Below are 20,668 nucleotides of genomic sequence, written 5' to 3'. Positions count from 1 at the left end.
CCTTAAGAAATGAAGGGGATTTTCTATTTTTTTAAACTAATAGCAAAAGATCCATCTGTTTCTTGAACAGACGCAAAGGCAACGTTTTTAATGTTTGTAATTCCTTTTTCTTTTAATTCTTTATATAACCACTTTTCGTCCTTATGAATTAACTTTAAGTTATCGTATTGAATTTGTGAATCGACGATAAGGGCAATTGGTAATCCAGCATACTTAACATCTATATTCAAATCTTTCGGAGTTAATGGTACAAGTTCACGCTTTGGTAAAATGCTAATGGCTCCATTCGCTTCTAAAATAGCGTATTCAATTTCATGAACACTCGGGTATCCTGCAACGCGAAGATTAGAAAGTAATTCAGCAATGGGATACCTACTTTTTTGTAAGTTCTCAAAAATAATATCACCATGTTTAATTAAAATAATCGGGTGCCCGAGAATAAAACGATTTAGTTTGTTGAATAGGCTTAATTTTGTAAGGATTAAATGTAAACATGTAATTACAACCATACCGAGAAAAGCTTGCAAAGCACCAGAGACTGGTATGGCTTGAAAAGCTAAATAAGATAAAAAGATAATCGCACCAAAATCATGAGGAGTTAGTTGTGCTAAAGCTGATTTACCGAGCATCTTAAGTGATAGTAAAAATAAAATAAAAAAGAACGATACGTTACATAAAAAGAGAAGCAATAGAGACACTCCTTCGTGCAAAGTTGTACTTACTGTTCCCGAAAGAAATATAAATATTACTTTCTAGAGGATAAATTAGGGTGATTTGGAATTTGTCTGTATACAAACAAATAAATGGATATTATCATGAAAGAAGCAAAGAACATAGGAGTATATAGATATGAGAAAGAAAAAAATAATGAAGTATATGATAGGAATTATAATGGTTTGCGCCGTTTATGTGGGATTTTTACAATATAACATTTATAAGCATGGGCACATGAATGCGACCTATGAAGCTGATTATATCATTGTATTAGGCTCGAAAGTAAACGGAACGAAACCATCGTACTCATTGCAATATCGTATTGATAAAGCAGCTGAGTATTTGAAAGCACATGAGAAAGCAATTGCTATTGTGTCTGGAGGAAAAGGAAAAGGGGAAGATATTTCAGAAGCATTAGCAATGAAAAATGGATTAATGAAACTAAAAATTGCAGAAGATCGCATTATCATGGAAGATAAGTCAACGAGTACAGATGAAAATATTAAATTCTCAAAACCTTTAATTCCGGACAATATGAAAAAAGGAATGATCGTAACAAACGATTTCCACATGTTTAGAGCGAAAAAAATAGCAGCTAAGCAAGGTTTACAATTAGAAGGTCTTCCGGCCGAAACACCGAAGCGAATTGTCATTCCATCGAATATACGTGAATATTTAGCCATTACGCAATATTGGTTTATGAATCGAATATAGTGGAAGTGATTCCGCCTAGCATTCTAGGCGGGATTTTTTGAGGGGAATCTTACAAATATGTCATCTTAATGAAAGGTAAAGCGATAGTTTCTAGAATGGATTCCTGACATAATGAAGATAACAAAAACTATTTAGAGGTGAATCGGATGAAAGGAAATAATATATTATCTTCACTATGTTACTTTAGTATCTTTTTTGCCCCATTTTTATTACCAATTATCGTGTACTTCGTTGCAGAGGATGAAGTGAAATATCACGCGAAAAAAGCATTTTGGTCACATATTTTCCCATATGCAATTTTATTCGGAGGGGTAGCGATATCAGGAATATACGGTTTAGGATTCAATCAATCTGATGGTGCTGGAATTGGGATCATGATCACATATGCAGTATTCATTCTTGTAGGGATTTATTACTTCATTTGGAATATCGTAAAAGGTGTTAAAGTGTTGAAAACAGCGTAATAAGATAAGGAATAATTCGGAGTGAGTTTGTCGTTATTTGTCGGTAAGTCGATATTCTTTGTCGAATCGACGATATATTTGAAAAATCGTCGATATAGTGCAGGGAATCGTTGATATATTGAAAAAATCGACGATATAATTTCATTTACCGTATTAATAGATCTTTTAAAAAGAGCAATTCAAAAAGAATTGCTCTTTTTGTGCTTATAAGTTGTGAATATTGGAAAAGATATGTTAATTTTTCATTAGGAAGAGAAAAAGGAGTGATTTTCATGAATGAGATGATACATAAAATGGAGCAACACGTTTCAGTTCGTAAATATAAAGAAGAACCTATTCCGAAAGATGTAGTAGAAAGAATGGTGCAAGCTGCGCAGCATGCTGCTTCCTCGCATTTTGTACAGGCTTACTCTGTTATATATATAACCGATCAAGACTTAAAGGCGAAACTAGCAGAGTTATCCGGAAATCGTCATGTGAAAGATTGCGCAGCATTCTTTGTTTGTTGTGCAGATTTAAAACGACTTGAAATGGCATGTGAAAAACATGGTACAGAGATAAAGCATGAAGGAGTAGAAGACTTTATCGTAGCAACGGTAGATGCTTCACTCTTTGCGCAAAACTTGGCGTTAGCAGCAGAATCGTTAGGATACGGTATTTGTTATATTGGTGGTATTCGTAATAATCCGAGAGAAGTGAGCGAATTGCTTCATTTACCAGATAAAGTATATCCTGTATTCGGAATGACAGTCGGTGTACCAGATGAAGATCACGGAGTAAAACCACGCTTACCAGTAGCAGCAATCCTTCATGAAAATGGCTATGATGAAAAGAAATATGATGAATTACTAAACGAATACGATGAAACGATGAGCGCGTATTATAAAGAAAGATCATCAAACAAGAAAAGCGTCACATGGACGGAATCGATGAGTTCGTTTATGTCTAAAGAAAAAAGAATGCATATGAAAGAGTTTTTAAATGAGAAAGGATTAAATAAGAAATGAATAAAGAGGCAAACCTGTGATGTAGGTTTGCCTTTTTGGGGAGGAGAAAGGTGATTGTCTTCGAATAAGTATAGGGGGAGGGGATAATATGAAAAAAGCTTTAATCTTTTTATTTGATGGATTTGCAGAATTTGAAGTGAATATAGCGAGTTTATTTTTGATAAGTAAGCAATTTGAAATAATAACAGCAACTGTAGACGGAAAAACAGTTACAGGAGAAGGTGGGTTTTTGTGTCAACCACATGTGTCTATGGAGCATATTGAAGTAGCGGACTATGAAGTGTTTATCGTACCAGGCGGACATATTTTTGATCATTTAGAAAATGAACAATTGTTATCTATTGTGAACAAATTACATAAGCAAAATAAATGGATAGCGGGTATTTGTGCCGGAACATCTTTATTACATGCAGCAGGGGTGCTGAATAAGAAGAAATTCTCAACATCATTAACATCAGATGAAAAACAATTAGCTCATTTACATGAATGGGAATATAAACAAAACAAAGATGTAACGGTTGATGGAAAAATAATAACAGCGGTAGGGTCTGCGTACGTTGAATTTGCTACTGAAATAATGAAGCAACTCAATTTATTTAATGAAGCTGAAGCGAAGGAGAACTTGCAATATTTTAAAAACGTAACAGAGATTTGTGATGAAACGTTAGTATAAGTGAATAATTTAATTGTTAATACCTAAGTTCAGAATGTAGATACTACTTTCTGAACTTAGGTATTTTGTTTGTTATCATAAACATAGAAATAAAAATTAATAATTTTTTACAAAAGTGATAGAAAATGAGAATGAAATACCAATAGTAAGTAAAGGCAGCTGCTAAAGGGGAATTGAGGAAGGAAGATGCTTATGATTTTCAATTCTGAAGAGGATTTCATTATAGCTATGAAAAAACGCGATCAAGATGCTTTGAAAGAAGTGATTGATCAATATGGAAAATTAATTTTGTACATTATTCATAAATCGTTAAGTACCCCTATTGAAAAACAATATGTGGATGATTGTTATAACGATGTATTTACTGTTATTTGGTTTCATATCGACCATTTTGATACAGAAAAGGGCAACTTAAAATCTTGGATGATTGGTATTACTAAACTAAAGGCGTTGGAATATAAAAAGAAAGTATATAAAGAGAATAAAATTGATAAAGACGTAGAGATAGATACAGGTGTCCATGATAGGTATGACATAGAACAAGAAGAAGAGATTATGGAAATAGTTCAAGATTTAAATAAGAAAGATCGATATATCTTTTTAAAGAGGTATATTGATGGGTATTCCATTGATGACATTGCAAAAGAATTAAAAGTAACGGCGGATTATATATACAATCGAATTTCTCGTGGGAAGAAAAAAATTCAAAAACTATGGAAAGGGAGTGTGTAATATGGATAAAAGATTATTATCTATGTTAAATGAGCTCCAATATTCAGAGGAAGAGATTACACGTTTGGAGAAAGAAGCGGATGAGACTATAAATGTAGATAAGTATTATGTGAAAAACGGAGAATTATTGAAGAAATTAACGGTGCAAATGTTGGAAGAATCAGTTCGGAAAGAGTTACAAGAGGGAGAAGAAATTGAATGTGAAATATTAGTGGAAGAGGGGAGCCTTGTGAATTCTAAAGTTATCCCAAGTATAATAACTGCAGGTGCTACTTTTTATTATTACATTGTTTTAACAAATACAAGATTACGAATTAAATCGTTAGATTGTTATTTTAAAAAATTAAATGAATACAATGTACTAATAAACTCAATTCAAGCAGTTTCGCGACATAAAAAAATGAAGAATGTATATGGAATTACTATAGATAATAACTATATACAATTAGGAAGTACCGAGCATGAGCAAGAACTGAAAACTGTAATTGAGAAGCTAAAACAACGCGGGGTGAAAGAAGAGAGATATAAAGAGTTTGAAAAAAGTTGGCTGATTTTTTTCAATGTGTTTGTAATAGCGATGGGTGGGCTTCTAGTTTTAAAATATTTAATTTGAAAATAAAAAGCGGCATAATAGCCGCTTTTTATTGTTATCACGTTTAAAAATATTGAAAACTTATCCGCCGTTATGACACATACTAAAGCACCTTTTATAACAAATGCAAACTTTCAATAAGAAGATATATACCTGTACAACTCAAAAGAATATACGTAAATATTTTAAAAACTCGTTGATTAAGCCATTTGAAAATAATTTGACCTATATACAAACCTAGAAATACGATTGGAATAGCGTAAAAACTTGATTCCCAAATTGTCTTGTTTGTGCCAGTAAAGAGTATTTGCGTTAGTAGGCTAATGAAATATATAAATAGATAAAAAGCTAAAGTAGTTGCTCTCAGCTTCTCTTTTTTTGTATCAGTTCCTGTAAAGTACAGTAACAGGGGTGGTCCTGGCATACCGATACTTGTCGTTAAAAGACCGGATAATCCGCCAACTATGAAATCTCTAGATTTTGTTGATTGAATCTTAAAGTTACAGATTAGCATCAAAGTTAATAGTAAGAGTAGGATGCTAATTGCTAATTTAAATGTGTTGATGTTAATAGAAGTGAAAATGATAATACCAAAAGGAACACCAACTATACTGCCGAAAATTAATCTTTTCAGTAGAATACAATCAATGTCCATTCTTATTTTCCAAATGAGTGATATAGAAATAATGAATGATAAAATGATATTTATTTGTATAGCTTCTTGTGGTAGAAATAACATGAGTAAGAAAGGTGTTGCCATAATAGAAAAGCCAAAACCGGTACTTGTTTGTAAAATAGAAGCTACTAATATAATACAAATGAACATGAATATAGTATTCAAAAAAGCCCCCCACATAATCAAATTTCATTAATATTTTAACATAAAGTAAAACTTTAATCAGTGGAGGCTTACTGGCCTTTCATACGGGGAAAAAAGCGGCAAAGTAGCCGCTTTATATGTTGCAATTAATATTCCAATGATGATCCTGTAGCCTTAAAATATTTTTCACGTGAAGGAGTCATTACTCGGATTGCTAATAAACAGGAAAGGAAAAGAATGAGTAATGCGCTACTTATTACAGTCATTTGAACGGAAAGAAATTGTGCGGATGCTCCAATTGCTAAAATGAAAAAGATTTGGATAAAACTTTTTATGGAATCAAATACGCTATCGATACGTCCTATCATATGAACTGGGATGTTATTTTGATAAAATGTAAAAAAGCCAGTACCAGCAAATGATGAAGAAATGCCAAGTAAAATGAAACCGCCTGCCGCGACGATAAATGAATTTGAAAAGGCGAAAATTACATAGCCTATTGCTGTGAAAATTGTCCCTAATCCGATACAATATTGAATTGGTAAACGTTTGGCAAAGAGAGAGACAAGAAATGAACCGGAAACGTAAGCAGCGCCAGTTATACTAACAAGCATACTGTATTCTATATCGGTTAAAAACAGTACTTGTCTTGTAAAAACAACTTCTTGTGAATCAAGTGCCATAGCGACAAGCATAGTCGCTTGAAATAAAACGAATATGAGAATAATGTACGTTTCAGTTCGAGCGAATGAAAAAACTTGTTTCCAATCACTTCGTAATGTTTGTACGAAAGTATTTGCAACTTCTTCGCTTTGCTTTGTTTGTAACGTAATATTAGGTAAGAAATAAATGAGAATAGTAGAAAGTAGAAAGGAAAGTGAGTTGCAGTAAATTACAAAGGATGCTGAGTGCGTGGTGAGAAGTATTCCAGCAAGAGCTGGACCGATAATAAAAGCCCCGCTTGTACAAAAGCTACTCCAAGCGTTGAATTGAGCGCGTTCTTCAGCAGGTATAAGCATTGTTTTATAAGAAAATGAAGCTGGATCGAAAAATGATGTAGCAATGCGAGTCAAAAAGATAAAAATATAAATGGCCCAAATAGAATCAAATAGTGGAACGCAGCCAATGAGAACTGCTCGAATGATATCTGTGATGAGCATAATGGACCGCTTGTTTAATCGATCTACTATGCTACCAGACCAAATTTTTGTAACAACGGTCGCAATTGGACCGACAATCCATAATCCTGCTACAGCAGCAGGAGAGTTTGTGCTATGTAAAACCATTACGTTTAGGGCGACGAGATACATAAAATCACCTAAACGAGAAATTCCTGTTCCCGACAATAATAATAATTTATTTTTCATGAGCAGCTGGACCTTTCTTTCATTGTTTTTTTATCCTGCAGGAAATAGCGTATTCCTCTTCAGAGTTTGATTGACGAGCGGTTTTGTTTTCCCAGCGTAATAAAACTTGTGTAACCTCCCAAGTAAGCTGTTGTAATTCCTCTGGAGTTAAAAATAAATGAGAAACAATATGACTACCTGTATTCGTTCCCTCTGTGCCGCTTTCTTCAATATAGAAATGAGCAGATTTTGCCTTGTAATATTTTTCAATAATCCCTCGTTTTTCCTTCGTGTCTACTAATTCAAGTAACCCTCCATCATATAAAATTTGAACGTGATAATGTATGCTACCAGTAGATTTGTTTAGTTTAGTAGCTACTTGTTTTGCAGTGAGTGCTTCGTCTTTTAAAAGGTGAAGAATTTGAATACGAGTTGCGTTGGAAATGAGCTTCTGCTGTTCAGCTGAAATAGTAAGTCTATCGTCAAACATTATGGCATCCCCTTTCTTATAATCTAAATTTATTGTACATTCTAAAAAATTAGAACGTAAGGAAAATAAATCGTCTTTTTCCTTTATATTTCGAGATAAATAAAAATAGCATGTACATAAACATGCTATTAAGTAATAGTAGATTCTTCATTAAGTTTCCCGCGATAATACAAGAACAGCCATATAAAACTAACAAAAATACAACATGTAGCTAGAAAACTACCAATTATTTGAGGAGAAAGGATTTCTAATAGCCATCCTGTAATGAACATAGATAACTGTATGAGTGAACCATAAATTGAGTAATGAAAGGAAAAAACTTTACCAATCATATTTTCGTGCGTGTAAGTTTGAAGTAATGTCGTATCAAGTGGAACGATGATTCCTCCTGCTATGCGCATACAGAGTAATGTAATGATACCGAAAATAAGTTGATCGGATAGAATGAATCCAAGAAAGAAAAAGCCTTGTAGGAAGTAGGCCCAACCAAATGCTTTTTTCATTTTTTCTTTATTGCTGGATATGTAAAGATTAACGAGAAGGCTTCCTATCATAAGCCCAGCCCCTTGAACCGTATATAAAATCCCAATGTTCGTGTGGAAAATTTTTTCGGCATAGATTGTTAGAAGTAGCTGATAAGCACCTCCAATAAGCCCCCATGAAATGCCTACAAGAATTAATATTAAAATGATTTTTGTTTGTAATATGTATGTGTAACCATCTTTTATATCAGTAAAAAATGCTTTTTTCTTCTTACAAGTATCATAAGAGGGAACACTCATATGATAAATAAAATAGGCTGAAATAAAGTATGATAGGCTATTTACTAAAAAAGCGAACTCAATATGTAAAGATTGTGCAATTATCCCGCCTAAAGAAGCACCCATAATAGACATAAAACCATTCATTGTACTAGAAAGAGAGTTAGCAGTTACGAAATGATTTTCGTGTACGATGTTTTTTAAGGTTGCTTGTTTAGCTGGCTCAAATAAGCAAGAAAGTACAGATAAACATATATTAGCAATGAAAATAATTTCAATTTTATAGCTTGCGAGTATGTATGTAAGGACTAGAATTCCCCGTGTAATATCGGTAAAAATCATAATATTCTTTTTAGAAAAACGATCTACCACTCCGCCTATAAAAGGGCTAAGAAGTAGTTGTGGTAAACCTTTACTTATAAAAGTAAGTGCGATCATAAACGGTGATTCCGTTATGCTATAGACGAATGTTAATAAAGCTACTGTATGAAACCAATCTCCAAGCACACTTAATGTTTGCCCATAAAATAGTTTTTTGAAGTTAGTATTTGTTTTAAGAAGCGTGGAATAAGAAACTGACATAAAAGATTAATCCTTATGTAATAATGATGCTTGAACTTGTTTTTTCCACTCACTTAAATACACTTTCTCCTCTGTAGGGAGTCCAACAGGTAAATGTGCAATCAATTCTAAACTATTTCCGTCAGGATCGTTAAAGTATACGGCGGCATGCGCTAATTTTGGAAAAACAATCGGTTCAATTGGCTCCATTCCAAAGTCTTTTCGTGCTGAAATGCCTTTTTGGTTTAGCCGATGTATCGCATGTTCTAAATCATGTAAGCTTACTTGAAAGGCGATGTGTCGTAAAGAGGGATGATAATTTACTTTGTATTCTGTACCTTCCCAAAGACCGAGCCAACTTTCATTTTCTTTAATCCAAAAGAAAGCAATATCATCTCCTCTTTTATATAATTTCAGTCCAAGTGATTCATAAAAAGATATTGATACCTCTAAGTTGCGGACAGGTAAATGTGCTTCGTAAAGACCTTTAATCATTGTAATCCTCCTAAGTAAAAATATTTCTTATTTCATAGTAAACGTTTTTTTTTGAGTTGAAATTAGAAAAAGGAGGGACATAACTTCATACGAAAGTATGAAAAAACAGCTCAAATATGAGCTGTTTTCTTATAGTTTTTCGTTCATTTGTTAAGGATAGGATATATTAGTATCCGTATCCGCCGCCACCCCAACAGCTACATCCAATGATGATTAGAAGGATGAATAGTACGATAAGCAAAGCAAATCCACCGCCGAAACCAGCGCAACTTCCACCATAACTCATATGTTTTCCTCCTTTTGAGTAAGTTAATCTATATAATTCATGGACTACTGTATACAGTATGTTTTTCGTATGGAAAAGGAGCCAGTCTCTTTTTTAATTAGACAAACGCCTGTATGGTCATTTTGATTGTATATGGAGCTAGGGGTATGTGAAGAAATCGTTATATATTTCGCGATTTGTTCATAAAAAATATAAAAATTGTAAAAAAAAACATTTTTATATTTTTTTATGAGAGGATTTGTACTATAATTTTACAAGTAATATTATGGGAAAAGGGAGTTTTAGTGAAGAGATGGAGATGGGACAACTACAAAATAAAATAGAAACTAAAAAGAAAGAGCTAATTCAACTTGTTGCTAGACATGGATTGGATCATGATAAAGTTTTGTTATTTAGCCGAGATTTAGATATACTTATTAATAAGTTTATGAATGTGAAAGATAAAGTGCATAAATAAATAATTTGTAGTTTTTTATATTAAGATATTCAACAAAGAGGAGAGATATATATTTGGAACATTTACAAGAAGAGCTATATAAACAAATAAAAGAAGAAAAAGGTATTGTTACAATTTTTTTAAAGAGTGGCGTTAGAATAGTAGGAGAAATTGTTGCAATAGACAAATTTACCGTTTTAATGTTAGTTGATGGAAAACAACAACTTATTTACAAGCAGGCTGTATCAACAATAATGAAATAAGACACTCGTGCTGAGTGTCTTATTTCATTATTGCTTACAAGCTTCAACGTCAATGCCAGCAGCTAATAATTTATTTTCACCATCTTGCTCAATGATTTTTTGTAATTTAGATAGGAAAGAATCAAAGTTTGTATGCTTTGCTACTTGGAATGTCATTTTATGTTCAATTGGCAGCCACGTATCAATATGAGCTTCGTTATGCTGAATTTTTACCTCAAGCTTATCAAGTGCGTTAGCAACTTTTGCTTCGTACGTTTCTTTCGCCTCAAACTCCATCCATAAATCATATAATTCCTCGCCGAGAGAACCTTTTAATGTTCGTTTAATATTTAAAATTGCTTCTTGTTCATTCATTTGTTTTTGTAGTTGTAATTCATGACTATTCATTGTATCAAAAGCAGGAATATCACCGGCTTCTGCTTCGACTAGGTCGTGAATAATAACCATTTTAAGTAATTTTTCAATATTTACTTTTTGATCTAAATAAGGTTCAACTAAAATGGCCATTAAAGACATGCGCCACGTGTGTTCAGCAACGCTTTCTTGACGTCCGTTAGAAAGCCAGCTATGTCGCATTTCATATTTTAGTTTTTCTGCTAGTGCAATGACTTGTAAAATGTTATGTTCCATCGTGATCCTCCTCATATTTCTATAATATAATTCTAATATGGAAATGAAATGTGTCAATTTTATGAGTATATTGCGATAAATAGATGATAAGCGTATAATAAACATTATATGTGAAAACGCATTATTAAAATAAAAAAATGTTTTATAAAAATGAAAAGGAAAGGGCAGGAATATGGGAGACGAAAATCAAGGATTTGCTAGACCAGAAAGAAAAAAAAGGAAGTTTGATATTTCTAGCCCAGTGGGCATAATAGTAGGTTTTTCTATTGTAATAGCGGCAATTATGCTTGGCGGAGGCGGAATAAAAGCTTTTAAAAACTTTTTAGATGTTTCATCTATTTTAATTGTCATAGGGGGAACAACAGCAACAATTGTTGTAGCATATCGATTTGGAGAAATAAAAAAATATACGAAAAGTATTTTTACTGTTTTACATAGAAGAGAAGAAGATTTAGAACAGTTAACGGATTTGTTTGTTGATTTTTCGAAAAAATCTAAAAAACACGGCCTGCTTTCTTTAGAAGTTGATGGAGAGCAAGTAGATAACCCTTTTATTCAAAAAGGAATTCGATTAATGTTAAGTGGTTACGATGAAGAGGAATTAAAAGAAGTGTTAATGAAAGATGTCGAAACGGAAGTGTATGAGTTAAGAAAAGGAGCTGTATTATTAGATAAAATTGGTGATTTCGCTCCTGCTTGGGGCATGATAGGGACTTTAATCGGTCTTATCATTATGCTTCAAAACTTGCAAGACACATCGCAAATTGGTACCGGGATGGCAGTTGCGATGTTAACGACATTGTATGGATCCGTACTTGCAAATATGATTGCAATCCCACTTGCTGAAAAAGTGTATAGAGGGATTGAGGATTTATATACAGAGAAGAAGTTTGTTATTGAAGCAATTTCAGAATTGTATCGTGGACAAATTCCGTCTAAATTAAAGTTGAAACTGGATACGTATGTATACGAAACAAAGATAAAAAAAGTAAAACGAGCAGCCTAATATTGCAAGGAGTGGTATGGTGATGATGAAACGACCGCAAAAGGGATCGCCTCGTTGGATGACGACTTTTACAGATTTAACGATGTTATTATTAACTTTCTTTGTATTACTAGTTGCTACTTCAAAGCAGGATGCAGTAAAATTGTCAAAGATGCTTGAAAAGTTTAGTGATACGGAGCAAGTAGATGCAAAAGTAATGGAAAATACAATACCAGATATTTCGCATGAAAAAAATGATGAAAAAATGATTTCGAAAAAAAGAATGGATGAATTATATAAGAAGTTAAAAGCATATGTAGATAATAACGGTATTAGTCAAGTGAATGTATATCGAGAGGATACGGGAGTAAGCGTCGTTATAGTAGATAATTTAATATTTGATACGGGTGACGCGAACGTTAAACCAGAAGCGAAAGAGATAATAAGTCAATTAGTTGGGTTTTTCCAATCGGTACCAAATCCCATTGTTGTAGAAGGACATACAGACAGTAGACCTATTCATAACGACAAATTCCCTTCAAACTGGGAATTATCTTCCGCACGAGCAGCAAATATGATTCACCACTTAATCGAAGTGTATAATGTCGATGATAAAAGGCTAGCTGCGGTAGGATATGCAGACACAAAACCAGTTGTACCAAATGATTCACCGCAAAATTGGGAAAAAAACCGTCGCGTTGTCATTTATATAAAAGAATAGTATATTGTTATTTTGATAATAAATAATAAAAATACGAAAATTCTTTTAAAAAAATATTAAATTTTATCATTTTATTTTGTATAATGAGTGAGAATGATAAGGTGAAATATTAAGATATATTTATACATAGAAGGAGAGAATCAAAAAGAATGGCACATAAAATTTTAGTTGTAGACGATGCGATGTTCATGCGAACAATGATTAAAAACTTATTAAAAAGTAATTCTGAATTTGAAGTAATCGGAGAAGCGGAAAATGGAGTAGAGGCAATTCAAAAGTATAAAGAACTTCAGCCTGATATAGTTACATTAGATATTACTATGCCAGAAATGGACGGACTTGAAGCATTAAAAGAAATTATTAAAATTGATTCAAGTGCAAAAGTTGTTATTTGTTCTGCAATGGGACAACAAGGTATGGTATTAGATGCAATTAAAGGTGGGGCAAAAGACTTTATTGTAAAGCCATTCCAAGCAGATCGTGTAATCGAAGCTTTAACAAAAGTAGCAAACAGCTAATATAGAAGGGGTGCCACAAGGAATCTAAACATTGATAGCGGATATGCGTGTGGCCCCCTTTTTTCTCGTTTTAAAACACTAAATTGTTATACATGAATGAAATGTTTGTTAGACAGGTAGGGGATTAAAATGCAAACAGATCTATTAAATATATTTTTTGAGGAATCAGAAGAACATTTACAATCGCTAAATGAAAATGTGCTAACTTTAGAACAAAACCCCACTGATATGGATGTTGTGGGAGAAATATTCCGCTCAGCCCATACGTTTAAAGGTATGTCAGCGAGTATGGAATTTACGGAAATGGCGGATTTAACGCATAAAATGGAAAACGTTTTAGATGAAATTCGTCATGGGAATATAGTTGTAAATGCGGAGATTATTGATGTGATTTTTGAATGCATTGATAATTTAGAGAAGATGGTTGCAGATGTGCAGCAAGGTGGAATGGGCAATATTGATGTAATTGCAACGAAACAGAAATTAGAAGCATTATTGAACGGCAATATAGAAATTCCTAATGAACATATAGAACAAGAAACCATAAATAACGATGATGCAGCTTCACATGAAGTGCATATAACTGTTGAGCAACAAGCTATTTTAAAAGCAGTACGTGCCATTATGTGTATTGAAGCGCTACAAAATGTAGGTAATGTAAAAAAAACAGTTCCTAGTATTGAAGAAATTGAAGCAGACGCTTTCGGGTTTGAGTTCACAGTATTTATGGATACTGATCAAAGTGAAGAAGAATTAAAACAAGTAGTGCTTCATGTTTCTGAAATTGAGAAAGTAGAAGTGAAGCAAGGACATACATCAAAAGAAGTAGTTTCGGAAAAATTGGTTACACAAGAAGTCGTACAAGAAGTTATACAAGCGGATACGCATGTGGAATCAACTAAAGAAGTATCTAAACAATCTGCTAATGCTACACCAGCTAAAAGCACTGCAAAAACGAAAAATGGTAAAGTAGAAAATCGTTCCATACGTGTTCAATTAGAAAAAATTGAAAGATTAATGAACATGTTTGAAGAAAGTGTAATTGAGCGTGGTCGCATAGATGAATTGGCGCAAGCAATTCAAAACAAAGAATTAATTGAGCATTTAAATCGATTAGGCGATATTTCAAAAGATATTCAAAATGTACTTCTAAACATGCGTATGGTGCCGATTGAAACAGTCTTTAATCGTTTCCCGCGTATGGTACGTATGTTAGCGAAAGATTTAGGGAAAAAAATCGATTTACAAATTACAGGTGAAGATACTGAAGTCGATAAAATTGTTATTGATGAAATTGGTGATCCGCTTGTTCATTTAATTCGTAATGCAATTGATCATGGGGTTGAAACTGTTGAACAACGTCGTGATGCAGGTAAAAATGAGACAGGTACGATTAAATTAGAAGCGTTCCATAGTGGAAATCATGTCGTAATTCAAATTACGGATGATGGAAATGGAATTCATAAAGGGAAAGTATTAGAAAAAGCGATTAAAAATGGTGTTGTAACAGAATCTGAGGCAAATAAATTAACAGACCGTGAAATATTTGATTTGATCTTCCAACCAGGATTTAGTACAGCTGAAGTTGTATCAGACCTTTCTGGGCGCGGGGTTGGATTAGATGTAGTGAAACATACAATTCATAGTTTAGGTGGACATTTAATTATTGATTCTGAAGAAGGCAAGGGAAGTACATTTAGAATTGAACTTCCATTAACGTTGTCTATTATACAATCTATGCTTGTTCAAACGAATGATAAACGGTATGCTTTACCTCTTGGTAATATTGTTGAAGCAATTCGAATCAAGAGAGAAGACATCCAATCCATACAAGGAAAAGATGTGTTAAATTACCGTAATCAAATTATTGAAGTGAAGCATTTAAGTACGGTATTTGGTGAGAAAACAGCAGATGAGGCGTTTGCGTCATATGATGGTCAAATGGTTCCTGTGTTAATTGTTCGTAATACACATCGCAGCTATGGACTTATTGTAAACACAATTATCGGTCAAAGAGAAATAGTCTTAAAGTCATTAGGTGACTTCTTTGCAGAGAGTTCTAATTATTTCTCTGGTGCGACAATTCTCGGTGATGGACGAGTGGTCCTCATTTTAAACCCAGAAGGTTTATAATAGGAATGAAGGAAAGCTCCCCACTTGTATACAATTGGGGAGCTTTTTGGTTAATCGTTACTAATCTGAAAATGGGAATAAATACATATTAACGTTTTATATAATAAGTTTGTTAAAATAAAATGAGAGTTTATATCATTTGATAGAAAAACAGAAATGAGGAGGCAGAGAAAATGCCTGAGCAACACACAAAAGGGGATACGAGCACAATTGTGCTAGAAAAAGAAAATGAGCATTTAACGCCTCAAGAATGCGATATTCTTGGCGAAATTGCAAATATATCATTTGGTTCAGCTTCGACTGTATTATCAACAATCTTAAATAGGCAAGTAAGCATTACTGCTCCTCGCATCGAATTGGTAGATTTATATGATTCAAGCGACGTCGAAGTTCCACACGTTGTACTAAATATTCATTTTACAAAAGGATTAGATATGGAAAACCTTCTTGTCCTTAAGCAAGATGTTGCATTATCCATTGCTGATTTAATGATGATGGGAACAGGTGAAGTGGAGGACGGAAAAGAACTTGGTGAATTAGAGCTAAGTGCTGTACAAGAAGCGATGAATCAAATGATGGGGTTCGCAGCTACATCTATGTCTGAATTCTTCCAAGATACAGTAGATATGTCTCCGCCGACAATTAAAGTTGTAAAGCTATCAGAAGAAATGGAGAAAATCTCGGAAATCGATGGAAATCAAACGATTGTTAAAGTATCGTTTGATTTAAAAATAGATAATCTTGTAAACTCTAAACTTGTGCAAATTGTTTCAGTTGAACATGCGAAACAAATGATAAATAAATTAATGCAATTATCTGGTGGAGTAGAAGAGCAAGATGAGCCAGCAGAAGTAGTGGAAACTGAGATTGTAGAAGAACAAGTTGAAAAAGAACATTTAACGCAAGAAGAGAAAGATGTCCTTGGTGAAATTGCAAATATTTCAATTGGTTCCGCTTCAACAGTATTGTCAACGCTTTTAAATCAGCCAGTTTCAATTAGTACACCGAATGTAGAAGCGATCAATGTTCGTCATTATGATGGAGTACCAGTCCCGTTTGTTATTTTAAATGTTGATTTTGTTGAAGGACTAAAGAATGAGAATGTATTCGTATTTACGAAAGATGTAGCTTTAACAATGGTAGATTTAATGATGATGGGGACAGGGGAAGTTGATTCTGAGAAAGAACTTAGTGAATTAGAACTGAGCGGTATTAAAGAAATCATGAACCAAATGATGGGGCATGCTGCAACGGCGATGTCAGAAATGTTTCAAGAAAAAATGGACATGACGCCACCAAATGTTAAATTTGTAACTTTAAAAGAAGAAATGGAATATTTGGGAGAGTCAATGGAAGTGGACGAACTCGTTCAAATTACGTTCAACCTTGAAATTGGCGACCTGCTTCAATCAAAAATGTATCAAATTTTACCGATTTCAGAAGCGAAAGAAATGGTAAGAAGACTTCTATATCCAATGGTGGAAGAAGAAGAGATTGTTACGGAAGAAATTGAAGAAGAAAAAGTTGTAGAACCTGTTGTGCAACCTATTGAATTTAAAGAAGTAAAACAGATGGAACCAGTATACATGGACACATCCATCTTACAAAATGTAGAAATGAACGTGAAATTTGTATTTGGAAGCACAGTGAAAACCATTCAAGATATTTTAAGTTTACAAGAGAATGAAGCGGTTGTACTAGATGAAGATATTGACGAACCAATTCGTATTTATGTAAATGATGTATTGGTGGCGTATGGTGAACTTGTAAATGTAGATGGATTTTTCGGAGTAAAAGTGACGAAATCGCTATAAGTCGTTGAAATAGGAGTTTGAGCTAGTAGATGAAAAACGTAAAGTTTTTTCTAATGAGCTGGTTATGCATACATGTGTGCTTGCTCTTCCCGCTACAAAGTAAGGCAGAAGAGCAAAATGTGCCAGAACAAAATATAAATGAAGTGAATGTGCAAGAAGAGAATAAGGAAGTTCAAGAACAGCTAGAACAAGTGGAAATGAAGCAAGATAAAGAGGAACAACAAGAAGCAAAAAATGAACAAGAAACCGAAAAGAAGATAGAGACGGATCAAGGGGTTATTACAGTAAATAAGCCGGAATTAAAAGTTGGCGAAGAAGTGCTGGTTATTGTAGAGCCGAAAGAGAAAAATGTTCAAAGTATAAAAGGTATTTTGCGCTTGCCAAAAAACGGCGATCAGTATGAACAAGAAAGAATGCTATCGTTTAAGTATGAAGAGGAAACGAAGCGATGGATTGCTAACTACAAGGTCGAGACTTTTGATTTGCAAGGTGATTGGAACCTTCAGCTCATTCAAAGTTTTAAAGAAAATGAGAAAGAAGAGCTTATAGAAAATGAAGTGAAAGTCCCACTTATTCGTATAAATAATGAAACGCCAACAATAGATAAAGAGATGCCGAAGTTGCATAAAGTCACTATTGACGAGGCGAAGGAGAATGTAATCGAACGAAAACGAGGCGATTCTATACGTGTAAGAGTGAAGGCGGCAGACGTGGAATCGGTTGTGAAAGAAGTTCGTGTTACATTAAAAGGAAAAGAAAATAAAGAGATTACATTTTTGTTAGATTACAATAAGCGCGACATGGAATGGCAAAAAGTATTTGAAATAACGGATGCGTTGCCAAGTGGGACATACGAACTACTTGTAGAGGTAGTAGATGCGGCTGGAAATAAACTGATTGAAGCAAGTGAGTATGTCGTTTCTGTTTTGGAGCAAAAAACAGAAGAGGATAAAAAGATAGAAGAACGAGAAGATAAATTAGAAAATAAATTAGAAGATAAGAAAGAAACAGAGAAGCAGGAAGACTCGAAAGTAGAAATCCCGCTTCAGGAAGAAAAACCACCAGTTGTTCAAATTCCGAAAAAAGAAGAGAAAGTAAACGATCTTATAAATGAACCATTGAAAGAGAAAGAAAAAATTACTTATGTTATAAAAGAGCCTCTCACAGACAACAAGGAAGTAAATAAAGCGACGGCTCAAAAAGATAAAGATAATAAAAATAACAATCAAGTCATTTCGAAAAAGAAAGAGAAAAAAGAAGAGCCAGCAGACAAGAAAGAAGCTGAAAGTGACCAAGAAATACAAGCTTCTAATGTATTTGCTATCATGTCAGGTTTATTCGTATTGTTTTTAGTTTTAAAAAGTAATAAAGAATGGGGCTAATAATTTCATAGTAGTGGAGGCGCTTAGATGGAGATTAAACGTACGACAATTGAAAATAAGACGCTACAACCATTAAAACAGCCTGCAGCTATTTCAGAACATGAAATCCAGAAAGAACGAAAGCATAGTAATCTAGTGTTTACTGGTCAGTCTAAAATTATTTCGAAGAATAATGAAATAGGGATTTTACTTGCGAGTTTAGGCGATGGAAAGGTTATGAAGGAAATGCTTTCTAAAGAGATGGATACAGTATTACAACTCTTTAAGAAGTTACATACATTATCTGGAGAAGGAAAGCAAACAGAAAAAATATTTGAACAAGTAATGAAAAGCTTGCAAGGACTTGTGAAGCAGGCGCATATAAAAGAGCTTCCTTTGTTAGATGGGACGTATGATTTTGCTGAAGTACAACTATCATTTGGTAGAAAGGTACATATTCCGTTACTAGATGTAAGTGCACTCCTTTCTAGAGTGGAAAGTGATTCTTCAGAAGGAAATATAAATTTAATGGTAACGGTTATTACTGCTTATATAACGAAATTGTCTAACGAAACCATTTTAATTAGCGTTACAGATCGCACTGCTAAAGAGCGGGATGTAAGCGTATGGAGAGCACTTGCAGAAATGAATATGACACAATTATCACAGGCTTTGAAACATACGATGCAAGAACATAAATGGTCTATGACGTTTCTTTTTCTCTTTGTATGGATTGTTGCTATTATTTTAATTCGAGTTATATAAAAAGGTCGTCACTTTACGTTGTGACGACCTCTTTTATATTTTTTCGTAGAAGAATGTATCGAAGCGCTGAAGATTATAACGTTCAGGTGTTAAAATTTGTTCAGTACTACCAACAAATAATACGCCGCCTTTTCGTAAAGCACGACTAAACTTTTCATAAAGTTTTACCCTTGCTTCTTCAGTAAAGTATATCATTACGTTGCGACAAATGATTAAATCGTAATTTGTATCGAATGACTGCATTAACAGGTCATGCTGCTTGAACGTCACGTTTTGCTTAATGTTTTGGTGTAATGAATATATATCATTCTCTTTTGTGAAATGACGCTCTTTTAAATCGGCAGGTAATTCTTTTAAAGAACGTTCTGTATATTGACCGCGTTTTGCAGTTTCTAAAATGTGAAAATCAAGATCTGTTGCTTGTATTTCAAAACGATATGGAGCTAGGTGCTTCGATAAAATTAAAGAGAGTGTATATGGTTCTTCACCGGCAGCGCAAGCGGCACTCCATACTTTTAATTTTCCGTTATTTTGTTCGAGTAATTTTGGTAGTGCTTTCGTCTCTAACGTTTGCCAACGTTCTTTATTTCTAAAAAACTCTGAAACGTTAATTGTAATATAGTCAATAAAACTTAAAAATAACTTTTGATCGGTACGTAAATTGCTTAGAAAACTAGTGTAGTTCTCAAAGCCCTTTCTCGAAATAAAAGCATCGATTCTACGACGCATTCTATCTTGTTTATATGAAGCGATATCCATATTGAATTGTTGTTTAAAACTCGCGATAAAATGATCATAATCTTGTTCAATTATCATATTTATAATAGGCACAATAACGATATTGTGCCTCCCCCTTTACATCATACGGATTTTTTGTTCAAAGTTTTTTTTCATCTGTTTTTCATGTAAACCTGGTAAATCATAAATAACAGCATCAATTCCTGTTTCTTTTGCAACGTCAACGGGAATGACAGATGTATGCTTGTCCCCATTATAAAAACAGAGAACTAAATCGGTATCTTCGATTATTTGTTTTACAAAAAACATATAATCTGATCGGTAAATGGAGTCGGAAGGATGATCAAAAGCGACATACTCGGCTCCGTGTTTTTTTAAGTAATCAACGACCTCTTGAAATTCATCTGTTAATGCTTGTAACGGCTGTAGCGTGTAAAGGCATAAATTTTGAGCGAGTCTTTCGTTTTCGATGAAGAAACGAAGAACCTCATTTTCAATAGATTTATAACATAATATGTAAATTTTATGTTTGTGAGCATAGTCAGTTAAAAATTTTTTTATTTCTTCCTGATCTAATGCTGTTAATTGATTTGAACCACAAAGAAAAATATTCATAGATTTGTGCCACCTCATGCTAAATTGTAACATA

At 33.6% G+C, this 20,668-nt stretch carries 25 protein-coding genes; 15 read left to right on the top strand and 10 right to left on the bottom strand.

Annotated features, from left to right (window positions below; all coding sequences use genetic code 11):
• Positions 1-23 precede the first annotated feature (23 nt).
• Positions 24-689 (bottom strand): DUF421 domain-containing protein, encoded by a 666-nt coding sequence (locus QCI47_RS19770; protein WP_000923932.1) that lies wholly within the window; start codon positions 687-689, stop codon positions 24-26.
• Positions 690-876: 187 nt separating this feature from the next.
• Here QCI47_RS19770 and QCI47_RS19765 point away from each other — a divergent pair, with 187 nt between their 5' ends.
• The 6 genes from QCI47_RS19765 to QCI47_RS19740 all read left to right on the top strand — a co-directional run bounded on the left by QCI47_RS19765 (position 877) and on the right by QCI47_RS19740 (position 4,917).
• On the top strand, positions 877-1,428 hold the full coding sequence (locus tag QCI47_RS19765) for a YdcF family protein (protein ID WP_306447215.1): 552 nt from the start codon (positions 877-879) through the stop codon (positions 1,426-1,428).
• Between the two features lie 146 nt (positions 1,429-1,574).
• Positions 1,575-1,892 (top strand): magnetosome magnetite crystal formation protein family, encoded by a 318-nt coding sequence (locus QCI47_RS19760; RefSeq protein WP_000678046.1) that lies wholly within the window; start codon positions 1,575-1,577, stop codon positions 1,890-1,892.
• A gap of 272 nt (positions 1,893-2,164) precedes the next feature.
• Entirely contained in the window at positions 2,165-2,899 is a 735-nt protein-coding gene (nfsA, locus tag QCI47_RS19755; RefSeq protein ID WP_240814278.1) for an oxygen-insensitive NADPH nitroreductase, read from the top strand.
• Between the two features lie 88 nt (positions 2,900-2,987).
• A complete protein-coding gene (locus QCI47_RS19750) occupies positions 2,988-3,572 on the top strand; it encodes a type 1 glutamine amidotransferase family protein (RefSeq protein WP_353811927.1) in 585 nt (194 codons plus the stop codon).
• Positions 3,573-3,758: 186 nt separating this feature from the next.
• Complete coding sequence (locus QCI47_RS19745) at positions 3,759-4,304, top strand: sigma-70 family RNA polymerase sigma factor (protein ID WP_139303311.1); 546 nt, start codon at positions 3,759-3,761, stop codon at positions 4,302-4,304.
• 1 nt (position 4,305) lies between these two features.
• Positions 4,306-4,917, top strand: a complete 612-nt coding sequence (locus tag QCI47_RS19740; protein ID WP_000361349.1) for a flagellar motor switch protein FliG — start codon at positions 4,306-4,308, stop codon at positions 4,915-4,917.
• Positions 4,918-5,011: 94 nt separating this feature from the next.
• On the opposite strand, the gene QCI47_RS19735 is transcribed toward QCI47_RS19740, so the two are convergent.
• From QCI47_RS19735 to QCI47_RS19710, 6 genes are all read right to left on the bottom strand, one after another.
• Positions 5,012-5,737, bottom strand: coding sequence for a sulfite exporter TauE/SafE family protein (locus QCI47_RS19735; RefSeq protein WP_001092070.1), 726 nt, complete (start codon positions 5,735-5,737; stop codon positions 5,012-5,014).
• A 125-nt stretch (positions 5,738-5,862) separates the two neighbouring features.
• Positions 5,863-7,083, bottom strand: coding sequence for an MFS transporter (locus QCI47_RS19730; RefSeq protein ID WP_076873298.1), 1,221 nt, complete (start codon positions 7,081-7,083; stop codon positions 5,863-5,865).
• 19 nt (positions 7,084-7,102) lie between these two features.
• The gene (locus tag QCI47_RS19725) at positions 7,103-7,552 is read right to left on the bottom strand and encodes an ArsR/SmtB family transcription factor (RefSeq protein ID WP_098671812.1); all 450 of its coding nucleotides are present in this window, start codon (positions 7,550-7,552) and stop codon (positions 7,103-7,105) included.
• Positions 7,553-7,680: 128 nt separating this feature from the next.
• Complete coding sequence (locus tag QCI47_RS19720; protein ID WP_061131071.1) at positions 7,681-8,895, bottom strand: MFS transporter; 1,215 nt, start codon at positions 8,893-8,895, stop codon at positions 7,681-7,683.
• Between the two features lie 6 nt (positions 8,896-8,901).
• A complete protein-coding gene (locus QCI47_RS19715) occupies positions 8,902-9,369 on the bottom strand; it encodes a VOC family protein (RefSeq protein WP_309422616.1) in 468 nt (155 codons plus the stop codon).
• A 166-nt stretch (positions 9,370-9,535) separates the two neighbouring features.
• Positions 9,536-9,655 carry a YjcZ family sporulation protein gene (locus QCI47_RS19710; protein ID WP_000120179.1) on the bottom strand — a complete coding sequence of 40 codons (120 nt, stop codon included), beginning with the start codon at positions 9,653-9,655 and terminating at the stop codon, positions 9,536-9,538.
• Between the two features lie 238 nt (positions 9,656-9,893).
• On the opposite strand from QCI47_RS19710, the gene QCI47_RS19705 reads away from it, so the two are divergent.
• Together QCI47_RS19705 and hfq are read left to right on the top strand one after the other, a co-directional pair.
• Positions 9,894-10,112 (top strand): aspartyl-phosphate phosphatase Spo0E family protein, encoded by a 219-nt coding sequence (locus QCI47_RS19705; protein WP_002091864.1) that lies wholly within the window; start codon positions 9,894-9,896, stop codon positions 10,110-10,112.
• A 53-nt stretch (positions 10,113-10,165) separates the two neighbouring features.
• Positions 10,166-10,354, top strand: a complete 189-nt coding sequence (gene hfq / locus QCI47_RS19700; RefSeq protein WP_000400658.1) for an RNA chaperone Hfq — start codon at positions 10,166-10,168, stop codon at positions 10,352-10,354.
• Positions 10,355-10,381: 27 nt separating this feature from the next.
• Here hfq and QCI47_RS19695 read toward each other — a convergent pair whose 3' ends face one another.
• Positions 10,382-10,984: an HD domain-containing protein gene (locus QCI47_RS19695; RefSeq protein WP_000400775.1), complete on the bottom strand. Its 603-nt coding sequence runs from the start codon at positions 10,982-10,984 to the stop codon at positions 10,382-10,384.
• Between the two features lie 172 nt (positions 10,985-11,156).
• Here QCI47_RS19695 and QCI47_RS19690 point away from each other — a divergent pair, with 172 nt between their 5' ends.
• From QCI47_RS19690 to QCI47_RS19660, 7 genes are all read left to right on the top strand, one after another.
• A complete protein-coding gene (locus tag QCI47_RS19690) occupies positions 11,157-11,990 on the top strand; it encodes a flagellar motor protein MotP (protein WP_309422618.1) in 834 nt (277 codons plus the stop codon).
• Positions 11,991-12,012: 22 nt separating this feature from the next.
• Entirely contained in the window at positions 12,013-12,690 is a 678-nt protein-coding gene (locus tag QCI47_RS19685; RefSeq protein WP_000977942.1) for an OmpA family protein, read from the top strand.
• A gap of 149 nt (positions 12,691-12,839) precedes the next feature.
• Positions 12,840-13,208: a response regulator gene (locus QCI47_RS19680; RefSeq protein ID WP_000940576.1), complete on the top strand. Its 369-nt coding sequence runs from the start codon at positions 12,840-12,842 to the stop codon at positions 13,206-13,208.
• A gap of 129 nt (positions 13,209-13,337) precedes the next feature.
• Positions 13,338-15,341 (top strand): chemotaxis protein CheA, encoded by a 2,004-nt coding sequence (locus QCI47_RS19675; protein WP_001192595.1) that lies wholly within the window; start codon positions 13,338-13,340, stop codon positions 15,339-15,341.
• A 173-nt stretch (positions 15,342-15,514) separates the two neighbouring features.
• Entirely contained in the window at positions 15,515-17,155 is a 1,641-nt protein-coding gene (locus tag QCI47_RS19670) for a flagellar motor switch protein (protein WP_001115024.1), read from the top strand.
• A gap of 29 nt (positions 17,156-17,184) precedes the next feature.
• Positions 17,185-18,537 carry an Ig-like domain-containing protein gene (locus QCI47_RS19665; RefSeq protein WP_000800093.1) on the top strand — a complete coding sequence of 451 codons (1,353 nt, stop codon included), beginning with the start codon at positions 17,185-17,187 and terminating at the stop codon, positions 18,535-18,537.
• 27 nt (positions 18,538-18,564) lie between these two features.
• Positions 18,565-19,281, top strand: a complete 717-nt coding sequence (locus QCI47_RS19660; RefSeq protein ID WP_000403978.1) for a hypothetical protein — start codon at positions 18,565-18,567, stop codon at positions 19,279-19,281.
• A gap of 33 nt (positions 19,282-19,314) precedes the next feature.
• Here the strand turns inward: QCI47_RS19660 and cheR are convergent, their stop codons facing one another.
• Both cheR and QCI47_RS19650 read right to left on the bottom strand, forming a co-directional pair.
• A complete protein-coding gene (gene cheR / locus QCI47_RS19655) occupies positions 19,315-20,097 on the bottom strand; it encodes a protein-glutamate O-methyltransferase CheR (protein WP_000582886.1) in 783 nt (260 codons plus the stop codon).
• A 39-nt stretch (positions 20,098-20,136) separates the two neighbouring features.
• A complete protein-coding gene (locus QCI47_RS19650; RefSeq protein WP_001020099.1) occupies positions 20,137-20,634 on the bottom strand; it encodes a hypothetical protein in 498 nt (165 codons plus the stop codon).
• Between the last annotated feature and the right edge of the window lie 34 nt (positions 20,635-20,668).

Source organism: Bacillus cereus group sp. RP29 (assembly GCF_040459765.1).
Classification (GTDB): Bacteria; Bacillota; Bacilli; order Bacillales; family Bacillaceae_G; genus Bacillus_A; species Bacillus_A paranthracis.
The sequence above is the reverse complement of the archived record's forward strand: the minus strand, read 5'-3'. Positions and strand labels throughout refer to the sequence as shown.